Annotated in this window: 18 protein-coding genes; 6 read left to right on the top strand and 12 right to left on the bottom strand. The window is 44.8% G+C overall.

Annotated features, from left to right (window positions below):
• The first annotated feature begins 245 nt into the window (after positions 1-245).
• A complete protein-coding gene (recJ, locus tag BTW00_RS05900) occupies positions 246-2084 on the top strand; it encodes a single-stranded-DNA-specific exonuclease RecJ (protein ID WP_075106650.1) in 1839 nt (612 codons plus the stop codon).
• 68 nt (positions 2085-2152) lie between these two features.
• Here recJ and BTW00_RS05895 read toward each other — a convergent pair whose 3' ends face one another.
• The 9 genes from BTW00_RS05895 to BTW00_RS05850 all read right to left on the bottom strand — a co-directional run bounded on the left by BTW00_RS05895 (position 2153) and on the right by BTW00_RS05850 (position 10118).
• Positions 2153-2818, bottom strand: a complete 666-nt coding sequence (locus BTW00_RS05895; RefSeq protein ID WP_075106649.1) for a trimeric intracellular cation channel family protein — start codon at positions 2816-2818, stop codon at positions 2153-2155.
• A 71-nt stretch (positions 2819-2889) separates the two neighbouring features.
• Positions 2890-3525, bottom strand: a complete 636-nt coding sequence (locus BTW00_RS05890) for a trimeric intracellular cation channel family protein (RefSeq protein ID WP_058025112.1) — start codon at positions 3523-3525, stop codon at positions 2890-2892.
• Between the two features lie 105 nt (positions 3526-3630).
• On the bottom strand, positions 3631-4731 hold the full coding sequence (locus BTW00_RS05885; RefSeq protein WP_075106648.1) for a multidrug resistance efflux transporter family protein: 1101 nt from the start codon (positions 4729-4731) through the stop codon (positions 3631-3633).
• A gap of 104 nt (positions 4732-4835) precedes the next feature.
• Positions 4836-5567, bottom strand: coding sequence for a 7-carboxy-7-deazaguanine synthase QueE (gene queE / locus BTW00_RS05880; protein ID WP_075106647.1), 732 nt, complete (start codon positions 5565-5567; stop codon positions 4836-4838).
• A gap of 245 nt (positions 5568-5812) precedes the next feature.
• Positions 5813-6634, bottom strand: a complete 822-nt coding sequence (gene dapD / locus BTW00_RS05875) for a 2,3,4,5-tetrahydropyridine-2,6-dicarboxylate N-succinyltransferase (RefSeq protein WP_058025115.1) — start codon at positions 6632-6634, stop codon at positions 5813-5815.
• A gap of 247 nt (positions 6635-6881) precedes the next feature.
• Complete coding sequence (locus tag BTW00_RS05870) at positions 6882-7838, bottom strand: alpha/beta fold hydrolase (RefSeq protein WP_075106646.1); 957 nt, start codon at positions 7836-7838, stop codon at positions 6882-6884.
• 499 nt (positions 7839-8337) lie between these two features.
• Positions 8338-8730: a transposase gene (locus BTW00_RS14290; protein WP_371915059.1), complete on the bottom strand. Its 393-nt coding sequence runs from the start codon at positions 8728-8730 to the stop codon at positions 8338-8340.
• Between the two features lie 70 nt (positions 8731-8800).
• Positions 8801-9151 carry an IS630 transposase-related protein gene (locus tag BTW00_RS05855; RefSeq protein WP_075106644.1) on the bottom strand — a complete coding sequence of 117 codons (351 nt, stop codon included), beginning with the start codon at positions 9149-9151 and terminating at the stop codon, positions 8801-8803.
• A gap of 82 nt (positions 9152-9233) precedes the next feature.
• Entirely contained in the window at positions 9234-10118 is an 885-nt protein-coding gene (locus BTW00_RS05850; protein ID WP_075106643.1) for a LysR family transcriptional regulator, read from the bottom strand.
• 164 nt (positions 10119-10282) lie between these two features.
• On the opposite strand from BTW00_RS05850, the gene BTW00_RS05845 reads away from it, so the two are divergent.
• Positions 10283-11422: an alkene reductase gene (locus tag BTW00_RS05845; protein WP_075106642.1), complete on the top strand. Its 1140-nt coding sequence runs from the start codon at positions 10283-10285 to the stop codon at positions 11420-11422.
• Here BTW00_RS05845 and BTW00_RS14180 read toward each other — a convergent pair whose 3' ends face one another.
• Positions 11423-11716: a hypothetical protein gene (locus BTW00_RS14180; RefSeq protein ID WP_256714012.1), complete on the bottom strand. Its 294-nt coding sequence runs from the start codon at positions 11714-11716 to the stop codon at positions 11423-11425.
• 357 nt (positions 11717-12073) lie between these two features.
• Between BTW00_RS14180 and BTW00_RS05835 the strand changes: the two genes are divergently transcribed.
• From BTW00_RS05835 to BTW00_RS05825, 3 genes are read left to right on the top strand one after another with little or no spacing between them, the layout of a single operon-like run.
• A complete protein-coding gene (locus tag BTW00_RS05835) occupies positions 12074-13093 on the top strand; it encodes a TAXI family TRAP transporter solute-binding subunit (RefSeq protein WP_075106641.1) in 1020 nt (339 codons plus the stop codon).
• Positions 13071-13631: a DUF1850 domain-containing protein gene (locus BTW00_RS05830; RefSeq protein ID WP_071001924.1), complete on the top strand. Its 561-nt coding sequence runs from the start codon at positions 13071-13073 to the stop codon at positions 13629-13631. Before BTW00_RS05835 ends, BTW00_RS05830 begins: the two co-directional genes overlap by 23 nt.
• A complete protein-coding gene (locus BTW00_RS05825; RefSeq protein ID WP_083603584.1) occupies positions 13603-15645 on the top strand; it encodes a TRAP transporter permease in 2043 nt (680 codons plus the stop codon). The genes BTW00_RS05830 and BTW00_RS05825 overlap by 29 nt, the downstream gene beginning before the upstream one ends.
• A 127-nt stretch (positions 15646-15772) precedes the next feature.
• Here the strand turns inward: BTW00_RS05825 and lipA are convergent, their stop codons facing one another.
• The gene (lipA, locus tag BTW00_RS05820) at positions 15773-16816 is read right to left on the bottom strand and encodes a lipoyl synthase (RefSeq protein WP_075106640.1); all 1044 of its coding nucleotides are present in this window, start codon (positions 16814-16816) and stop codon (positions 15773-15775) included.
• Between the two features lie 148 nt (positions 16817-16964).
• A complete protein-coding gene (locus tag BTW00_RS05815) occupies positions 16965-17360 on the bottom strand; it encodes a carboxymuconolactone decarboxylase family protein (protein WP_075106639.1) in 396 nt (131 codons plus the stop codon).
• A 336-nt stretch (positions 17361-17696) separates the two neighbouring features.
• Here BTW00_RS05815 and acnB point away from each other — a divergent pair, with 336 nt between their 5' ends.
• Positions 17697-20300 carry a bifunctional aconitate hydratase 2/2-methylisocitrate dehydratase gene (gene acnB / locus BTW00_RS05810; RefSeq protein ID WP_075106638.1) on the top strand — a complete coding sequence of 868 codons (2604 nt, stop codon included), beginning with the start codon at positions 17697-17699 and terminating at the stop codon, positions 20298-20300.
• Positions 20301-20368 lie beyond the last annotated feature (68 nt).

Below are 20368 nucleotides of genomic sequence, written 5' to 3'. Positions count from 1 at the left end.
ACTATTCTATGGATTTATAGGCGCCATACAATCATTGCTTTGTAGCAAAATGCAGAAAAGTACGGTCACTATGCATCCTTTTTGTAAATGAAGAGCCACATGCGATACGTGTTCACTGAATAAATCCTTTTTCCAAATTACCATTTAAGCCAACATCTTTGGTAAATAAATGCAATATTAGCTAGTGTACAGAGACGCTATAAATTGTCGTTGAGGCCGTGCCTTAAAGGCAGTAAAATACGCTCATGCTAAATTTAACCCCCCGTAATACCAGCACTCGCATTGACGAGTTGCCCGCCGCGTTGCAACCACTTGCCGCCCAATCATTGACGCTTGCTCGCTTATATGCAGGCCGAGGTATCACTGCACCTGATGAGCTGGAGACCGGTTTGTCTGGCCTGTTGCCTGCTGACATGCTGCACGGTATCACTGAAGCCGTGCGTCTATTGGATATCGCTATCGATGACGGTCAGCGTATCCTGATCGTTGGTGACTTTGACTGTGATGGTGCAACCAGTACCGCGCTGATGATGCGCGCACTCATAAAGATGGGTGCAGTCGTCGATTTTTTGGTGCCCGATCGTTTTAAATATGGTTACGGGCTAACGCCAGAGATTGTCGAATTGGGCATCGAAACCTATCAGCCGGACATGATCGTGACAGTCGATAACGGTATTTCCAGTCATGAAGGTGTGGCGCGCGCCCAAGCGGATGGTATTACGGTAATTATCACTGACCACCATCTCACGACCAAAGAGACACCACCTGCTGAAGCCGTCGTCAATCCTAATCAGCTTGATTGCAATTTCACCAGTAAAGCACTGGTCGGGGTAGGGGTCGCGTTTTATGTGCTCGGACGATTGGCAAAGCTGCGCCGCGACGCTGGCAAGTCTACGGTACAGGTTAGTCAGTATTTAGATTTGGTAGCGCTTGGTACGATCGCAGATGTCGGCGTACTCGATAAAAACAATCGTATCTTAGTACATCACGGGCTATCTGCTATTCGTCAAGGTCGCTGTTGTATGGGTATTTTAGCGTTACTTGAGCAAGCAGGCCGTGACCCCAAGCAATTACACGCACAGGATTTTGGCTTTGTGTTAGGGCCACGTATCAATGCGGCTGGACGTATGGATAATATGCGTATCGGGATTGAGTGCCTATTGACCGAAGACTGGAGCACCGCCCAGCGTTTGGCGCAAGAGCTTGAGCAACTAAACCGTACACGCCGTCATGTAGAAGGCGAGATGCGTACGCAGGCAGATAGTATCGTACAGACATTGGCTACTGAAACTGATATTGAGGTCGATGAAAATACAAGCGACAGTGGCGATGACATTACTCAGGAAGTTAATACTCAATTCGCCACTACTCATAAGACAAGCCATACAGACACTCGTAGTATCGTTCTGTATCAGGATGATTGGCATCAAGGGGTGATTGGTATTGTCGCTGGACGTTTAAAAGAAAGTCATTACCTACCTAGCATTGTTTTTGCGCCAGCAGATACGGAGCAGACTGGTGAAGACGATGCGATTAAGGGATCAGCACGGTCAATTGCTGGCGTGCATATTCGTGATGCGATTGAGCAAGTCGCTGAGCGTCAGCCTGATCTCATCAGTCATTTTGGCGGTCACGCGATGGCAGCAGGTCTGACCCTCAAGCGTCGTAATTTTGAGCCATTTGTCGCCGCGTTTAACGAAGTTATGGCACAAATGGATGATGACGTGTTTGCAGAGCAGAAATTCACTGATGGACCTTTGCAAGCGGGAGATTTTAGCTTGTGGTTTGCTGAGCATTTAGCAGATGCTAGCATTTGGGGTCATGGATTTGCACCGCCGATATTTGACGGTGTGTTTGAGGTATTGAGTTTTAAGATATTAAAAGACAAGCATCTTAAACTATCGCTGCGTTATCCAGACGTCCAATATCCAATCGAGGCAATCTGTTTTAACTTTGATAATGACGCTTGGGATTATCGTGCCAAAAAAGTGCATTTACTATTTCAGCTAGATATCAATGAATGGAATGGCAAACAAAGCTTACAGCTGATGGTAAAAGACTTGGCTGTGGTAGAGCAGGGTTAAGGCTTAAATGCTATCAGTACAGTCAAGTTTGAGTGTGCTGATACTATTTGCTACTTTTTGACTTAACATCAGTACTTCCACTCAAGAGTGGGGAACTGCCAATCATAACGAATAGCCAGCATACGCAAGGTAAAAATCGTACTCATTGCAGAAACATCAGCAACCCAATCAGCAACGCCTAAGTTCTTTAGAGCAAAGTATAGAATACCCCCAGTTAACGCCGCAGTGATATAAATCTCTTGCTGCAATACCAGTGGAATCTCATTACAAATCATATCGCGAATGATGCCACCAACGATGATGGTGATCACGCCCAATAACAGTGCCACTGGCACATTGGTACCCATACTATCAGCGACTTTGATACCTATAAGCGTAAAGGCGGATAGACCGATGGTATCGGACAGTTTGAGGAACTTATCAACGCGTCTTGAGTTTGGATGAAAAAATATCTGCATCACAAGCGAAGAGAGCGTAATGAGCGTCAGATAGCTCATATCTACCATCCAAAACAGCGGATGACGATCCAAAATCACATCGCGTACGGTGCCGCCACCGATGGCTGTGACGATAGAGACTAGTAGGCAACCAAAGACATCAAAGTTCTTATGCTTGGCCAGTATCGTCCCTGAAACGCTACAGGCGATAATCCCAATCATATCAAAAAAATAGATCAAAGAGCGCGGGTCAAAAGTAGTGATTAGAGCTGTAGGATCCAACGCGATAGCCAACATAAGCCATTCTCACTATTTTTGATGATTGTCAGCTTTTATGTACAAAAAGCATTGCATTTTTGATCAGCTATTTAAGCAACCAAACGGATAGAGGGCAAATGCCAGTCGAATCTGAGCGCCAGCATGCGTACCGCAAAGATGACAAACAACATAATAAACTCATTGATGCCAGCGCTGACACCGACATACTGTAGGCATAAATACGTTACAGATCCTGCGATACTGGCCGTGATATAAATCTCACGCTGCAATACTAATGGTATCTCATTACAGATAATATCACGGAGCATCCCACCAATAATGGCTGTCCAGACGCCCATCATAATAGCAATAAGAGGTGACATGCCTTGGGTCAATGCGACCTTAAAGCCAATCACGCTAAATGCCGCGAGACCAATGGCATCAAAAAGCTTAAGCGCATTGTCGATCTTGTGATATAGATGAAAGAATATTTGTAATATAAGGGATGTCACGGTAATGACGATCACATAGTTGAGATCCGTCATCCAAAATAGTGGGTGACGATCTAGTGCCATGTCACGTAGCGTACCGCCGCCAATGGCATTGACCATCGAAACCAAGATGCAGCCAGCAATATCGAAGCCTTTGTGCTGAGCGAGCAATGTCCCTGCAATTGCGCAGGCGATGATACCCACCATGTCCAATAAATATAATAGAATATCAGGAAAAATTAAATCATTAACCATACTTATATTGCCAATTCTTGATCATAAAAAATGATGGGTATTCTCGTTTTAAATGGGTGTTTTGTAGATGAGCCAAACAAAATCAGCCCATTGTTAAATTGTCGTCTAGCCATCTTTTGCAAACAGTATCAAGCCGATGATAATCAGTACAATACCGACCAGACCTAAGGCTGAGGGTAGTGGATTTCCCAGCAGGATCATACCACCAATCAAAGCAAAAATGATTTCACTGGCTTGGGTCGAGTCAACGCCCGCAACCTCGCTTGAGGTCACCGCTTGCTCACGCGCATATAAAAACAGACTGGTCGCGGCCACCCCTGATAACAAGGCGACCAGTAGCGTGTTAAACACCTGCGCGCTGCCCGGTAACTCAGGGCGCACCATGATGCCTAAAACGAGCCAAAATGGCAAACTCCCTACGGTCATCAACCACACTTTGTTAAAGGCATTTTGTAACAGATTCGTCTCGATAACAGGAATACGTCTGATCAGGGTTTGCAGTGTGGAGTTGTTCGCAGTATCACGGTCAGCGCTATGCGTATCAGTAGCATCGTGGGCACTGGCCAATAGCGCTGTTTCTGCACGCATCGGCTGAGAATGCGGCTCACTGTCTTGAAGTTTGGCCTTGTGCTGCTTGGCATTGTAAGAGGCCTGCCAAACCAACTGATTGCCAATAGGGTAGCTAAACGCCGCGATCAGTGCTGGCAGCGCGCCATACAGTAGCATTTGCGTCAGTGGTATGGCATTGGCATCACTAGGCGCGTGCAAACCTTCACTGACGTTGACCAGTACCACGCCTACGAAGACAATCAGGGCATAAAAAATGAATTTTTTATCAAAGCGTTGTCCGAATGCCAGTAAGACAAGCAAACTGGTCACGACGGTAAACATAAAGGTCGCCGCCACAACCCAACCACTGGCGTGATCACCTGCATAACAGATGCCAGTATAAAACACGCCGAAGCCAATACTACCAGTAATGCACCAGAAGCCTATATGTTGACGAAAAATCGTCCAAAGCTCTTTGATGCGTCCCATACCGTGTTGAACAGCAATCATTGCCGTCAGTAGTAGTAGCATAAATACGTAGCGCAAGCTCGCTGACCAAAACCAATGCCCACCAGCAGCGCTCATCAGCTCATTTAATACAAAGGTTGAGCTAAAAAACGCACCTGATAGTAACCCTAGTAAGATCAGCCGAATCATGTTTCCTCCTTGAAAGTACGTGCCTGTATATGGATTTGTATTTGTATTTATATTTATTGTTCTAAATGGATGTTCTATCAGTGACTAGCGTATGGTTTGTCTTTTTATTTGCCTTTGGCATCTGCCCAAATAATTTTGTGTAGTTGCAGCTGAAAACGAACGGGCAAGGCATCTGCCAGCACCCATTCAGCAAGCTCTCTTGCCAACACAGGTACCTCAGGGCTGAGCGCTTCATCGACATCATCTGTCACGTTGAACATCGGCGAAAACCAAACCGTACCGACCAATTCATCTAACTTATGCTCGACTAATTTTTCTTTTGCCCAGTCATAATCTTTGCGGTTCATGATGACAAACTTGATCTGATCGTGCTCGGTGAGATGATCGAGATTTGACCATAAGTTTTTGTCCACTTCGCCTGAGCTTGGTGTTTTGAGATCCATCACTTTGCTGACGGCTGGTGGTACATTTTGCACCGAGAGCGCGCCCGCTGTCTCAAGGGATATCTCATAGCCATCGCTGAGCAAGCGTTTCATCAACTCAATCGCATTTGGCTGTGCTAATGGCTCACCGCCAGTCAGGCAAATGCGCTTACATGGATAGTTTTTGATCGTGTCTATGATGGTTTCTAATGATTGACGCTCGCCGCCCGTAAAGGCATATTCGGTATCACAGTAGACGCAGCGCAGCGGACAGCCCGTTAGACGTACAAATATCGTCGGCAAGCCAGAAGTCAGGGCCTCACCTTGTAGGGAATAGAAAATCTCAGTCAAACGTAACCCCGCTTCAGGGTCAGTGACGGGGATAGCGGCGGTGCGCAATAGTGATTCACTCATAATATGTCAAATACAGTTAAAGGTTGATAAGGCGATGGAGCGGTTATCAATCGTAATAAAGAAGAAGGCAGGCTGTGGTATTTGTCGTTTTATGTTTGGATAAAACAAAACCAAAAAACGGATTATAACGCAACGCTCTGCATTAGGGTGCAAAAAAGACGCTGAAGTTTTCTTCAGCGTCTTTAGTAACTATGATTTATCGACGTCCGTACCGTTCGGGTACGAGGCTATAAATATTAAAAATACTAGTCTAAACGTAATAGCTCATTCACAGCGGTTTTAGCACGCGTTTGTGCGTCTACCTTTTTCACGATGATAGCAGCGTACAAGCTGTGTGTGCCGTCTTCTGATGGTAAGCTACCTGGTACGACAACAGAGCCTGCTGGTACACGGCCGCGATGGATCTCGCCAGTCTCACGGTCATAGATGCGTGTAGATTGACCGATATAGACGCCCATAGAGATAACAGCGCCTTCTTCGACGATCACGCCTTCAACGATTTCAGAGCGCGCACCGATAAAGCAGTTGTCTTCGATGATGGTTGGGTTGGCTTGTAATGGCTCTAAAACACCGCCAATACCAACGCCACCTGATAGATGCACGTTTTTGCCGATTTGCGCACATGAGCCAACGGTCGCCCACGTATCAACCATCGCGCCTTGATCGACATACGCACCGATGTTGACGTATGATGGCATCAATACTGCGCCTGCTGCGATGTATGAACCTTTACGAGCAACGGCTGGTGGTACCACACGGACGCCTGCTTCTTTGAACTGTGCTTCGGTCCAATCTGCAAATTTCGTTGGCACTTTGTCATAAAACTGTACATGCTCGCCCGCTGCTTGAACGTAGTTGTCGTTCAAACGGAACGATAGCAGTACCGCTTTTTTGGCCCACTGATTGACGACCCATTCGCCATCTTTCTTTTCGGCAACGCGTAGGCTGCCATTATCTAACTGCTCGAGTACTTGCTCAATCGCGTCGCGCACGTCTTGTGGCATGTTGCTTGGGCTGTATTCGTTGCGGTTTTCAAAAGCTTGTTCGATGGTTTGTTGTAATGACATAAAGGTTCCTAAAATAAGTAAAAGGGAGAGGTGACTCGTATTTATAGTGACATAACTTGGGCGGACCTGCTTAAAATACAATACTTGTAAAATATGGACGATTGTACAAGATAACTGGGCCAAAAAACTTGCTTGCCATATTGTCGCTAATTTGACCACTTTTAGCAAACAAGTTCAGTATTTCATTGTGGCAGTGCTCGAGAAGAAGCGCTCACAAGACTGCTCAAGATGAATTGTTTATCGTGCTTTAAGCGCCTGGTGCAATGTTTTTTATCCACGCTAAAATGTCTTGATAAACCGTTTGATTGTCTGTCTCGTGTAATACTTCATGGCGCATATTGGGATACAGTTGAATGTCAACATGGTTAAATTTTTGTTTATGTAGGCGTTTGACCACGCGGCGAATACCGCGTCCCATGTTACCAATAGGATCATCTTCACCGCTGATAAATAGCATTGGGAAGTTTTTGGCAATGGTGGTAGCCCAGCCTTTATTTAGTCCGGTATCCATCAAAGTAAATAATGTCATAAAGCCATTATTGGTAAAGTCAAAACCAGTCTTTGGATCAGCTTCATAGGCTTCAATATTTGCAGTATTTTCACTCAACCAAGCAAACTTCGATGATGCGGTGCGATCCTTTAGTTGACTGTTCAATACCTTATTCATGGTATTGGCAAGTACTGAGTTCGGCTGTCTAGGTGCTACTTTTGCCAATACTTTATTGATAGGTAGCAAAACTTTGGTCAATGGATTGACGTCTGCTGAACCCATCAATATCGCTCCAGTGAAATTATGCGCATGATGCTTAAGTACGTTACGCACGATAAACGAGCCCATGGAGTGGCCCATCACAAAATGCGGTACATCGGGGTGACGTGCTTTTAGGCTATCTGCCATGACAATCACATCTTTTAGCAGCGACTGCACGGGATGCTCTTCACCAAAAAACCCTAAATCTGCTTCGGTTTTGATGGTTTGACCATGACCAAGATGATCATAGGTTGCGACAGCGATGCCATGATCTGCCAAGAAATGTGCAAAATCTGCATAGCGACCACTGTGCTCTGCCATCCCATGCACAATCAATAGCGTCGCGCTGATGGCAATATTTTTGTCACTTGGCTCAAAAAAGTTGTGGTGTAAGTAGTGAGTGTTGTCGGAGGAGAGAATGTTATCATTACTGGTATTGAGAGTGTTACTCATATAAGCTTCCTTGACAGGTTTTAATGGTCTATAGTCAATCCACTATAAAAGCGTTACAGCGTTAACCTCGCTTGAAGTATGACAGATACATCTGCACTCGGTTGCCTTGTACCGCTCTTAAATTGGATCAACTATATATTTTTTATGGATCGTTATTTCAAAAATGTCGATCAGTTAGGTGGCGTCGTTATGATTTTATTTTACTACGCGCTGATTGGTCGACCATTTTACCTTATTTTTTTGTGTTACGTGACAGGGTAATGAAATCTATATTTGCTAGCACCATTTAACGACAAAAATGAATGTGATCAATATTCTCTACGCCATTTATACCATCCACCCGATCATCATGGGCGTCTATCAGACATACCTTATTTGTAAGAAGCTTTTTGTGCTACTTATTATGATAGGCACTAGGGCGTGTTCCTTATTCAAACGTTTATCACTATTTTTAACATATAGTCAGTTCAAAATAAAATTGTTATGGTTAGGATGAACATCATAAAACAATTTGGCTAAGTCGTTTTCCATCCAGCCTTGGCGTAAAAACTTCACTTGAGCCCATTTTTTTCTCGATAGGATTCAGATCAGGGCTGTACGGCGGCAACCATAGAATACGATGACCATGTCTATTCAGTAGCTTTTGAATACGCTTACTCTTATGAAATCTGGCATTATCCATCACAATCACGCATTTGGTTTTAAGATTTGGGATTAGCTTGTGTTTGCACCAGTGATAGAAGACGATGCTGTTGATGTTTGTCTCAAAGTAATCTAGTGCAAACAGCATCTTTTCATACAGAGCACCGATAACGTTGGTTCGCTTTTTACCTTGCCAGTTGTAGCGATCAATGCAAGGCTTACCAATCGGTGAATAACCATGAGAGCGAATGGTCTGACTCTCAAAGCCGCGCGCGTATATATAAACGATGGGATAGCCTTGCTGCTTAAAGCTATAAAGCTTACTGTGGTATATCGCTCTTTTGATCGGACAGGCTTTTGGATGTTCTAAAGTCTTTTTTTTGACTGATGCCTAGGCGCTTTAGGGCATGATGAATGCCTGTTTTACTACAGTTCAAACGACGTGCTCGCTCATACTGATAATCATCAGGATGTTCTTTGACATCATTAAGTAGCACGTCATCTGGTATTTTATAGGGTTTGGTTTGCCTGGTTGTTTTACTATGAACACGCCGCTTCCAGTTTTGTATGGTGGTTGGGCTGAGGTTATAGAATTTAGCTGCCTCGGCAAAGGTCATACCCTCGTCTAAGCTTTTTAGTACTTGTTTGCGAAAATCTAGAGAGTAAGTCATGGTCTTTATAATAACAATTGAATTTGATAGTTAGTTTATAACACTTTTAGGTGGGATTGACTATACTAACTACTCCTATCCATTATAAATCTCGTAATTGCTCGATTAGCCAACGGTGAATGCCACTGTCATTGGTACGTGGATGCCAAGCGGCTATTATCTTAAAGGTAGGCGGTAGGGCTTCTACTTTAAGCGCTTTAACTTTACTGTTTGGCAGTAGTCGCGCGGGATAAAAGGCAATCATGTCAGTGGTATGCAAAATATCTGGCACAGCTGAAAAGCTAGGCACTGACATCACAATGTTTCGCTTAAGCCCTTTTTCGGCAAACCACTGATCATGAGAACCGCGCAAGTTGGCACGCGAAGGCGATACCACCAGCTGCGGGTGTGCTGCAATTTGTGCCAGTGTTAACACCTTTGTTGCGAACTCGTTTTTATAACCTGTAATGCATAAATGTTGTTCTTCAAACAAAGTGACATAAGATAAATTATCAGGGATAAACTCTGGAAAGGTAAGCAGTAAATCAAGTTCGCCTGCCGCAATAAGCTGATTGATGTTGTCTGAGGCAAAATCTCGCACTATCAATTTTAAGTTAGGCGCTTCACGGCGCGTTAGATTAAACAACTGCGGTAATAATGCCTGCGTCGCATAATCGGTCGCACTAATCGTAAAAACACCTTTATAGGTTTGCGGCGTAAACACATCCGGCTCCAAGAGCACCTCTAACTGTCTTAATATATCGTTAATAGGTTGCTGCATCGATAGTGCTTTTGGTGTGGGCACCATGCTATTTCCTTGACGAATAAACAGACGATCATCAAATAGATCACGTAGCTTACGCAGCTGCTCACTGATAGCTTGTTGGGTTAAGCCCATTTTGCGTGCAACTTTTGATAGGTTCTTTAGATCAAGCAATGCCTGTAGCACTCTGAGCTGTTTGATATCAAGCCGATTTATACCATTCATCATCTGTACCATTAATAATTGTATCTTCAACAAGAAAACGTTGTTTCTAATTGTACCTCTAAAACTTTATGCTTACTCATATTACTTAAGTGATCAATCAAACCTTAAAACAACGGATAAATTTCAAGTAATAAGCCTATCTGTTTGCTATAAAAGAGAATGTTATGAAACAAACTATTCCTAATACCAGTGCACTGTTTTCGCCTGTAAAACTTGGGCCTTATACGCTTAAAAATCGTATTGTGATGCCACCATTGACGCGCTCTCGTAGCACGCAACCTGGCAATATTCCTAATGATTTAATGGCAAGTTATTATGCCCAGCGTGCTTCTGCAGGCTTTATGGTGACGGAGGGGACACAGATCGAACCCAGAGGCCAAGGTTATGCATGGACGCCAGGTATTCATACGCAAGCACAAATTGAAGGCTGGAAAAAAATCACGCAAGCGGTACATGCCAAGGGCGGTATTATTTTTGCTCAGCTATGGCACGTTGGCCGTGTGTCTCATACTAGCTTACAACCCAACCAAAATCAGCCTGTAGCGCCCTCTGCTATTACTGCTGATAATGTCAAAGTATTCATTGAAACAGGTCCAGGCGAAGGTGCTTTAGCTGATCCAAGTGAGCCGCGGGCACTGAGCACAGAAGAGGTGAGCGAGTTGATAACGATGTACGCTCAAGCCGCTCGCAACGCCTTAGAAGCGGGTTTTGATGGGGTAGAGCTGCACTGTGCCAATGGTTATTTAGTGAACCAGTTTATCTCTGAGCATAGCAATAAACGTGATGACCAGTATGGTGGCTCGCTAGCGAATCGTTTGCGGTTCCTAAAAGAAGTGGTTGCTGCTGTCAGTAATGTGGTCGGTGCTGATCGTTTAGGCGTCCGTTTTGCGCCTTTGTTTGCTAGTACCGGTGAGGATCGTGTGTACTTAGGGCTGGTAGAATCAGATCCTCATCATACTTATATTGAAGCGGTTAAAGTACTTGAGAAAGCGGGCATCGCTTATTTGTCCATTGCAGAAGCTGATTGGGATAGTGCACCTGATTTACCAGAGCCCTTTTATCAAGCGGTTAGAGCTGAGTTTTCAGGACGTATTATTTATGCGGGAAAATACACTGTAGAGAAATCGCTCAATATGTTATCTAAAGGTTATGGTGATTTATTTGCTTTTGGTCGTCCTTTTATTGCTAATCCTGATTTACCAGAGCGCATAGCTCATCATTGGCCGCTCAATGAGGTAGATCCAGCCACAATGTATGGTGGCACGGAAATAGGCTATAGCGATTATCCTTATTATCAAAAGTAGCTATTGAAAAAATAAGGCCATTCGTGGCCTTATTTTTTTATAAAGTGAATACTGGATTATGAAAATAATCGAAAATGGCGTAGATAATCTTAGGGCGTGTTGAACATTGGCGACAAATTTATGACCTTGACCATGCCGCGTCAGAAAAGCAACTGTTACGCCTTCTAATTCACCCAAAACAATGTCATCGGATGGACGGCCATAAGGGGTCTGTATCGTCACGCTGCGCTTATTAGTCAGTGCTTGGACCTGATACAAGCCACTACCACCAATGATGGCAATGTCAGCAGACAACGATTCCAGCGCCTCTGTTGTAGATATTGTGATAAAAAATAATGATTTCGGTTCATATAATGAAGCATTTGTCGGCTTACATAAACCGTGATAAAGGTTTACAACAGCATCGAAATTTGCTTAAATAAAGTTGAAACTAAGTTTCACATAGCGAAACAAGATAAGTTTTGGCTATTATAAAAGATGCAAGTTTTTTCTCAAAAAGCCTGAAATATAAGGCATTGAAAGCAAAAGAGAAAACAGTCTTTGGTTTATTTATCACAAAAATTGCTATATCATTACTCAGGTGTAACGGATTAATACCTATATATTAATGCCGTTTATTGTATTAAATCGATTATTTCAAGGATGAACTCAATGCTCACTTCTCTAAAATCTCCCTTACTTTTTTCAGCGATATTAAGCGCCATGCTAGGTTTAACCGCCTGCTCATCGCCAAGCTCAGAAGGCAATGAGACGGCTGCTGCGGATAGTACGTCAGCTGATGCGGCTACCGATACACTCGATACTAAGTTCCTAACCATTGCCACAGGCGGTGCGTCTGGCCCTTATAACATCATCGGCACTGCATTGTCCGAAGTCTATGTAAAAAACTTTGGGGTCAACTCAAAGACACAAACCACGGGCGCATCGGTCGAAAACGTCAATCTATTGACCCAAGGCAAAGTCGATATGGTCTTGGCGCTCAGTGATGTGGTCACGGACGCGGTCGAAGGCAAAAATAACTTTGATAAGCCCATTACCAACATTCAGCAGATTGCAGTCTTGTACCCGAACGTGGTGCAAATCGTGACGACAAAAGACTCTGGTATCAAAAATATTGAAGATTTGAGAGGCAAGCGTATTGCCGTTGGCGATCAAGGCTCTGGTACGGAAGTCAATGCTCGAACGCTACTAGAAGGCTTTGGTATCACCTATGATGACATCACTGTTGATTACTTGGGCTTTGCTGAAGCAGCTGATGGTATGAAAGCGGGCAAGATTGAAGCCGCATTCTTTAGTAGTGGTCTGCCAAACTCATCGCTTATGGAGCTAGAGCAAGGTTTAGATTTGCAGTTGGTTACTATCGATCAAGACAAGCTAAAAGAAATCATTGCAACCAAGCCTTACTTCAAAACCTTTGAAATCCCTGCTGGAACGTATGGCAATGATGCTGCGATTCCAACTGCCGCAATCATGAATGCGCTATTGGTGAGCTCTGATCTGTCTGAATCTGATGGCTACAAATTGACTAAGGCGTTATTTGATAATCTGGACGGTCTAAAAACAGCACACCAAGCAGCCAACGACATCAGTCTAGAGACGGCTAGTGAAGGTATGGTCGCTCCAATTCATCCTGGCGCTAAAAAGTACTATGACGAACAAGCAGCCAAATAATTTATTATGGTTATCGACTGGCGCAGCATGTATTGCAGCGCTGGTTTTTTTGACCCTATGGATAGGTGTCGCGCGTCAGTCTGTGGTCGAGGTTCGCGTTGCAATAGAGGGTAGCGACGACAAGGTATGTTATTTCACTGACCCTGACTTTCAGCTGCGCTGGATACATTCTGTAGAAAAGCAGTGGTGGGAAGAGCAGTACCAACGCATAGAAAAAAGCAGCACAGAAGACGCTATGCTACTCCTCACCACCACATACTTTGAAGCATTTGGTGCTGGTACGCCTTCGACCGAACCCCTTGCACCCATACAAAAACCTGGCTATCTGGGTTATCAAGTCAATGAAAAACTACCTAGCCTAAATTGGGTAGTCTCTAGACTGACCAAAGGCGAGATCGATTATACTGGTCACCGTTTTTTGATTCATCAGTGGGTGCCAGATTATTCTGAAGTGGTGATCATGCCTAAGACGTATGGTTTAATTGATAGATTTAAAAAGGACTTGTGTCATGAACTCCCAAGTGACGGATCACGGTAGCGTGAATACCACGCCAGATGCCAATGTTGATAAAGATGCTGATGCAGATGCGATCAACAAAGCAGTACTGGAAAAATATGACCGAGAGTCAATCACACGTCATATTACGCAAGGACCAGTAAAGTATTTCATTGCTGGTATTTGTATACTCTATTCACTTTTTCATCTTTATATTACCTTTAACCCGATGCCTGCATTGCTACAGCGCTCTGTACACGTCGGTGTTGGTTTTGCCTTAATTTTCTTGATTTTCCCCGCCAGTAAAAATAGCAGTCGCAGTCGCGTCGCTTGGTATGACTGGATTTGGTTTTTATTGTCTTTGTCCGGTATGAGCTATTTGATCTACGAATATCAAGACATTGTGACCTCACGTGGTGGCATGGCCAATCCGCTTGACGTGATATTTTCGCTGATCACTGTGGTCTGTGTGCTAGAAGGCAGTCGTCGTATCACCGGTTGGATTTTGCCAATATTGGCAGGGATATTTTTGGCCTATCCGTTTGTCAGTCACATGGATTTCATGCCTGATAGATTGCTGACTCGCCCTTATGACATGGGCGATATTTTTGGTCAATTATTCCTAAAAACCGAAGGTCTTTATTCTGTTGCGATTGGCGCGTCAGTGACCTTTATCTTTTTGTTCATTCTCTTTGGTGCATTCTTGGCACGCTCTGGAATGGGACAGCTGTTTAATGATTTGGCATTAGCCATCGCAGGTCACAAAAAAGGAGGACCTGCAAAAGTCGCGGTGATTTCTAGTGGCTTTATGGGCAGTATTAATGGTTCTGCATTATCAAACGTGGTAAGTACGGGTGCCTTTACCATTCCATTGATGAAAAAGGTTGGTTATCATAAAGATTTTGCAGGCGCGGTTGAGGCCAGTGCCTCGGTTGGCGGACAGATTTTGCCACCGATTATGGGAGCCAGTGCGTTCATTATGGCGGAGACCACTGGTCTGCCGTATAGCACGATTGCGCTTGCCGCTTTGTTGCCTGCGATATTGTACTACTTAGGGGTCATTGCACAAGTGCACTTCCGCGCTGGACGTCGTGACCTAAAAGGTATCGCCAAAGAGAGCTTACCCGCGGTAAAAGAAGTGTTAAAAGCTCGCGGTCATATGCTATTACCGATTGTCTTTTTGATTTTCTTATTAATCAGAAATGTACCTGTGGGATATGCCGCGGCTTATACGATTGGTTTTACCGTGGTAATCAGTATGCTACGTGCTGAAACACGTATGAGCTTCTCTGATATTTTGGGTGCATTAGAAGACGGTGCGCGCCAGTCGCTCGCGGTTATGGCGGCCTGTGCAGTCGTCGGTATTATCATTGGCGTGGTCAGTCTGACCAGCTTTGGTACGGTAATGACATCTTCTATCGTGACCTTAGGCGCAGGGTCATTGTTCTTTACGCTTATTTTGACGATGCTCGCATCAATGGTCTTGGGCATGGGGCTACCTTCTATCCCTGCCTATATCATTACGGCGACCATGGCAGCCCCGGCATTGGCAGGGTTTGATATTCCAATCTTGTCAGCGCATATGTTTGTCTTCTACTTTGGTATCTTTGCCAATATTACCCCGCCTGTGTGTCTAGCAGCCTTTGCTGGTGCAGGTATATCCGGTGGCGACCCGATGAAAACAGGGTTCTTGTCGCTCAAACTGGCACTTGCCGGATTTATCGTGCCATTTATGTTTATTTATAGTCCGACGATGCTCATGATAGATCCAACTGGTCTGGCAGTTACGGCGAAAGACTTCCCGCTACCGCCTATTTTGGATATTATCACAGTCGTTGTGACCTCAGTGACAGGTGTGATTGCATTAAGCTCAGCGCTTGAGGGGTACTTCAGAGGTGAGATGAATACCATAACCCGTATAATCTTAGCGATTGGTGCCTTGTTATTGATTTATCCTGAGTTGATGACAGGTATCGTAGGCGGTGTGATTGTACTTGGTATTGCGGTATTCAATATAAAGACAAGTGCGGCACCAACGCCGACAGTGAGTGTTTAGTTTTAGTCACTGATATTAGAGTAAGTCATAAAAAAGGGTGAATAACAGATTTGTTATTCACCCTTTTATATTTTTAGCTATTATCTTTAGTACTTTGATATTGGTTTAACAATAATCAAATCAGCAATTAGCAGCCAAGTTTGCCTTCCGCTTCTAATGCTTTTTTGCTGCGGATAGGTGCTGGGCAATCTTCGCCATAGTACTGACGATCAGCAAAGTAGCTTGAGCGTACCATTGGGCCTGCCCAAATGCTAAAGAAGCCAATCTTTTTGCCGTAGTCCATATAGCGTTGGAACTCGTCTGGATGGACATAACGATCGACAGGGGCATGGTTCTTACTAGGCTGTAGATATTGACCGATAGTGATCATATCGACATCATGCGCTTTGAGATCATCAAGTAGGGCATAGATCTCTTCTTCGGTCTCGCCCAAGCCAACCATAAACCCGCATTTGGTCGCGATATCAGGACGGCGCTCTTTATAAATCTTGAGCAAGTCGAGTGAATGCTGATAATCAGAACCTGGACGGAAGGCTTTGTATAGACGTGGCACGGTCTCGATATTATGGTTAAACACATCTGGCGCAGTCTCTGTCAGTAAGTCCAATGCAATGTCCATACGACCACGGAAATCTGGTACTAGGATTTCAATTAAGCAGTTTGGGCTAAGCGCTCTTGACTCGTTTAGCACTTCAACGAAATGCCCAGCACCGCCATCTTTTAGATCATCGCGATCAACAGACGTAATCACGGCGTATTTAAGACCCAAGCCTTGAATGGTCTCAGCGGTATGACGTGGCTCATCCTTGTCTAGCTCATTAGGGCGACCATGACCGACATCACAGAACGGACAGCGGCGAGTACAGATATCACCCATGATCATAAAGGTCGCTGTACCATCCGCGAAGCACTGCGGCAGGTTAGGGCAGGCCGCTTCTTCACAGACGGTATAGAGCTTTTGCTCACGCAAAGTCGCTTTGATACGCGCTACTTCAGCAGGCGAGGACATTTTTACCCGAATCCAGTCAGGCTTTTTCTTGGCCTCAACGGTCGGGATGACTTTAATTGGGATACGGGCAACTTTATCGTAACCACGTAGTTTTTCGCCTTGAATGGCTTTTTTTGGTTTGACCTTAGCAGCAGGTACATGAGTTTGTACGGCAGTTGTCATAATAGAATTATCTCTTAACCCTTTATAGTATAAGGGTTTATGGAATGATCAGAATGTTTTATGAGTGGTGATATTATAGCAGAAATTTAACAGGCAGTTTTTGTACAATGTCGCTAAGATTACTACGATTGGCCGAGTGACCATAGTTTTAAATATCTATATCGATTTCCATCTCATTTAGGGTATCTATGGCGGCGCGAAACGCCTCTTGTGTGGTCGGCGCACCGCAGTATGGTAGGCTATGCATCAAGACCTCTCGAATCTCAGCGACACTCGCGCCATTATTAATCGCGCCTCTGATATGTCCTTTTAGCTCATTTGGGCTTTTTTGTGCAATTAAAAAAGCAATGGTGATTAAAGAGCGATACTTGCGTGGTAGTACTGACTCATCTTGCCATGTGCTGCCCCACGCGTGCTCAATGATCCAGTCTTGTAATGGCTGAGTAAATCCAGTCGCCGCATCGAGTGAGCGTTTTACATGTGCTTCACCCATCACTTCTGTACGTACCTTGAGGCCATTATCATAATTGGTGTTGCTATCCATATTGGCTCGTCCTTTGATGTTTTATAGAAATGTCTGATAAAAGCGTATAACAGTCATATGGTGTCTGCGCACTCATAAAGCAAGTTTTTATCAATCAGTGCAGGTACGTAAATACGAGCGATTATAAGGTGTGCAATCATATTATTGATGGGACTATTTTGATAATAAATGTTGGATATGGCCTTACTATGAGCCTTTTGAAGGCTCAGCCATTAACATTTAGAGCGTTTTAAGCTATGATTGCACGGATAATTATTCCCTATAGTATATAGACGCAGGCGGTCATGCTGACTACCCACGTAATGTGCTAAACCCCAACTGACGAGGACGACTATTGTGTTAGAAGCTTATCGTAAACATGTCGAAGAACGTGCTGAGCTAGGAACGGTTCCGCTACCATTGAACGAAAAACAAGTAGCAGAGTTGGTTGAATTACTAAAGAATCCGCCAGCGGGCGAAGAAGCATTTTTGATGAACTTGCTAGAAAACCGTATCCCTGCTGGTGTTGACCAAGCAGCCTACGTGAAAGCGGCATTTTTGGCAGCTATCTTAAAAGGTGAGACGTCATCACCATTGATCAGCAAGCAAAAAGCGGTTCAAATTTTAGGTACGATGCAAGGTGGTTACAACGTTCAGCCATTGGTTGCGGCACTAGATGACAGCGAAGTCGCACAAGACGCTGCTGAAGCATTAAAGAAAACTTTGCTAGTATTTGACGCGTTCAATGACGTGACTGAAAAAGCCGAAGCGGGCAACACCATTGCTAAAGAAGTCGTTCAATCTTGGGCTGACGCAGAATGGTTCTTGAATCGCCCTGAAGTACCAAAGAAAACCACTTACACGACGTTTAAAGTCACTGGCGAAACCAACACGGATGACTTGTCACCTGCGCAAGATGCGTGGAGCCGTCCTGATATTCCACTGCATTCACTAGCCATGCACAAAAACTCTCGCGACGGCATCACTGCTGACGAAGAGGGTGTGCGTGGTCCAATGAAGCAAATCGAAGAATTAAAAGAAAAAGGCCATCCGCTAGCTTATGTTGGTGACGTGGTTGGTACGGGTTCTAGCCGTAAGTCTGCCACCAACTCAGTATTGTGGCTGATGGGTGAAGACATTCCTAACGTGCCAAACAAACGTGGTGGCGGTCTAGTACTAGGTAACAACATCGCTCCGATTTTCTTCAACACGATGGAAGATTCTGGCGCATTGCCAATCGAAAAAGTCGCGGTTGATAACCTAAATATGGGTGATGTATTTGACATCTACCCACATGACGGCAAAATCACCAAGCATGACTCTGATGAAGTGCTATCAACGTTTACGCTAAGCTCACCAACGCTACTTGACGAAGTGCGTGCTGGTGGCCGTATTCCATTGATCGTTGGTCGTGGTTTGACCAACCGTGCGCGTGAATACATGGGTCTTGGTCACTCAGACGTGTTTGCTAAGCCAGAAGAGCCAGCCGATACGGGTAAAGGCTTTACACTAGCGCAGAAAATGGTTGGTAAAGCGTGTGGCCTGACAGGCGTACGTCCAGGTATGTACTGTGAGCCTAAGATGACTACGGTCGGCTCTCAGGATACGACTGGCCCAATGACACGTGACGAGCTAAAAGACTTGGCATGTTTGGGTTTCCAAGCGGATCTCGTGATGCAGTCATTCTGTCATACTGCGGCTTATCCAAAACCAGTTGACGTTGAGACTCAGCACACACTACCTGACTTTATCATGAACCGTGGTGGCGTCAGCTTACGTCCAGGTGATGGTATCATCCACTCATGGTTGAACCGTATGCTACTGCCAGATACCGTTGGTACTGGTGGTGACTCACATACTCGTTTCCCAATGGGTATCTCGTTCCCAGCGGGTTCTGGTCTAGTTGCTTTCGCAGCGGCGACTGGTGTGATGCCACTTGATATGCCTGAATCTGTCCGTGTTCGTTTTGTTGGTGAGCGTCAGCCTGGTATCACCTTGCGTGACCTCGTACATGCGATTCCTTATCAAGCGATCAAAGAAGGCTACTTGACCGTTGATAAGAAAGGTAAAATCAACGAGTTCAACGGTCGTATCCTTGAGATCGAAGGTCTAGAAGATTTGACTGCTGAGCAAGCGTTTGAATTGTCTGATGCCTCAGCTGAGCGTAGTGCGGCTGGTTGTACTATCACCTTGTCTGAAGCATCAGTGACTGAGTACCTAAACTCAAACATCACGCTGCTTAAGTGGATGATCTCAGAAGGCTATGGCGATGCGCGTACGATCAGCCGCCGTGTTGAGCAAATGCAAGAGTGGTTGGCTAATCCAAGCCTCATGCGTGCTGATGACGACGCGGAATACGCCATTGACATCACCATCGATATGTCTGACATCAAAGAACCAATCCTTTGCTGCCCGAATGATCCAGATGATGCCAAAACCTTGGCTGATGTGGCTGGCGATACCATTGATGAAGTATTCATTGGCTCATGTATGACTAACATCGGTCATTTCCGTGCTGCTGGTAAATTGCTACAAGACGTACCAGCAGGTAGCCTGAAAACTCGTCTATGGATTGCACCACCGACTAAGATGGATGCACGTCAGTTGATGGAAGAAGGTTACTACAATATCTATGCACAAGCCGGCGCTCGTACTGAAATGCCAGGTTGTTCACTATGTATGGGTAACCAAGCACGTATCGCACCGAAGTCTACTGCCGTTTCGACGTCGACTCGTAACTTCCCGAACCGTTTGGGTCAAGGCGCTAACGTATACCTAGCATCTGCAGAGCTTGCAGCAGTCGCTGCCGTACTGGGCAAACTGCCAACCAATGATGAGTATCAGCAGTATGCTGGCATGCTAAACAGCATGGGTGATGAAGTCTATCAATACATGAACTTTGATCGTATGGAAGACTATACGGAAGAAGCAGATAAGATCAACGTTGCTCAGTTGAGCTAAACTTGGTTGACACTTAAGTTAAACGTTTTTGAATAAATAAAAACCCCGTATCGTCATGATGCGGGGTT

It is taken from the genome of Psychrobacter sp. C 20.9 (assembly GCF_001921765.1).
In the GTDB taxonomy this organism is placed as follows: Bacteria; Pseudomonadota; Gammaproteobacteria; order Pseudomonadales; family Moraxellaceae; genus Psychrobacter; species Psychrobacter piscatorii_B.
This window is presented reverse-complemented; position numbering and strand designations above follow the sequence as displayed.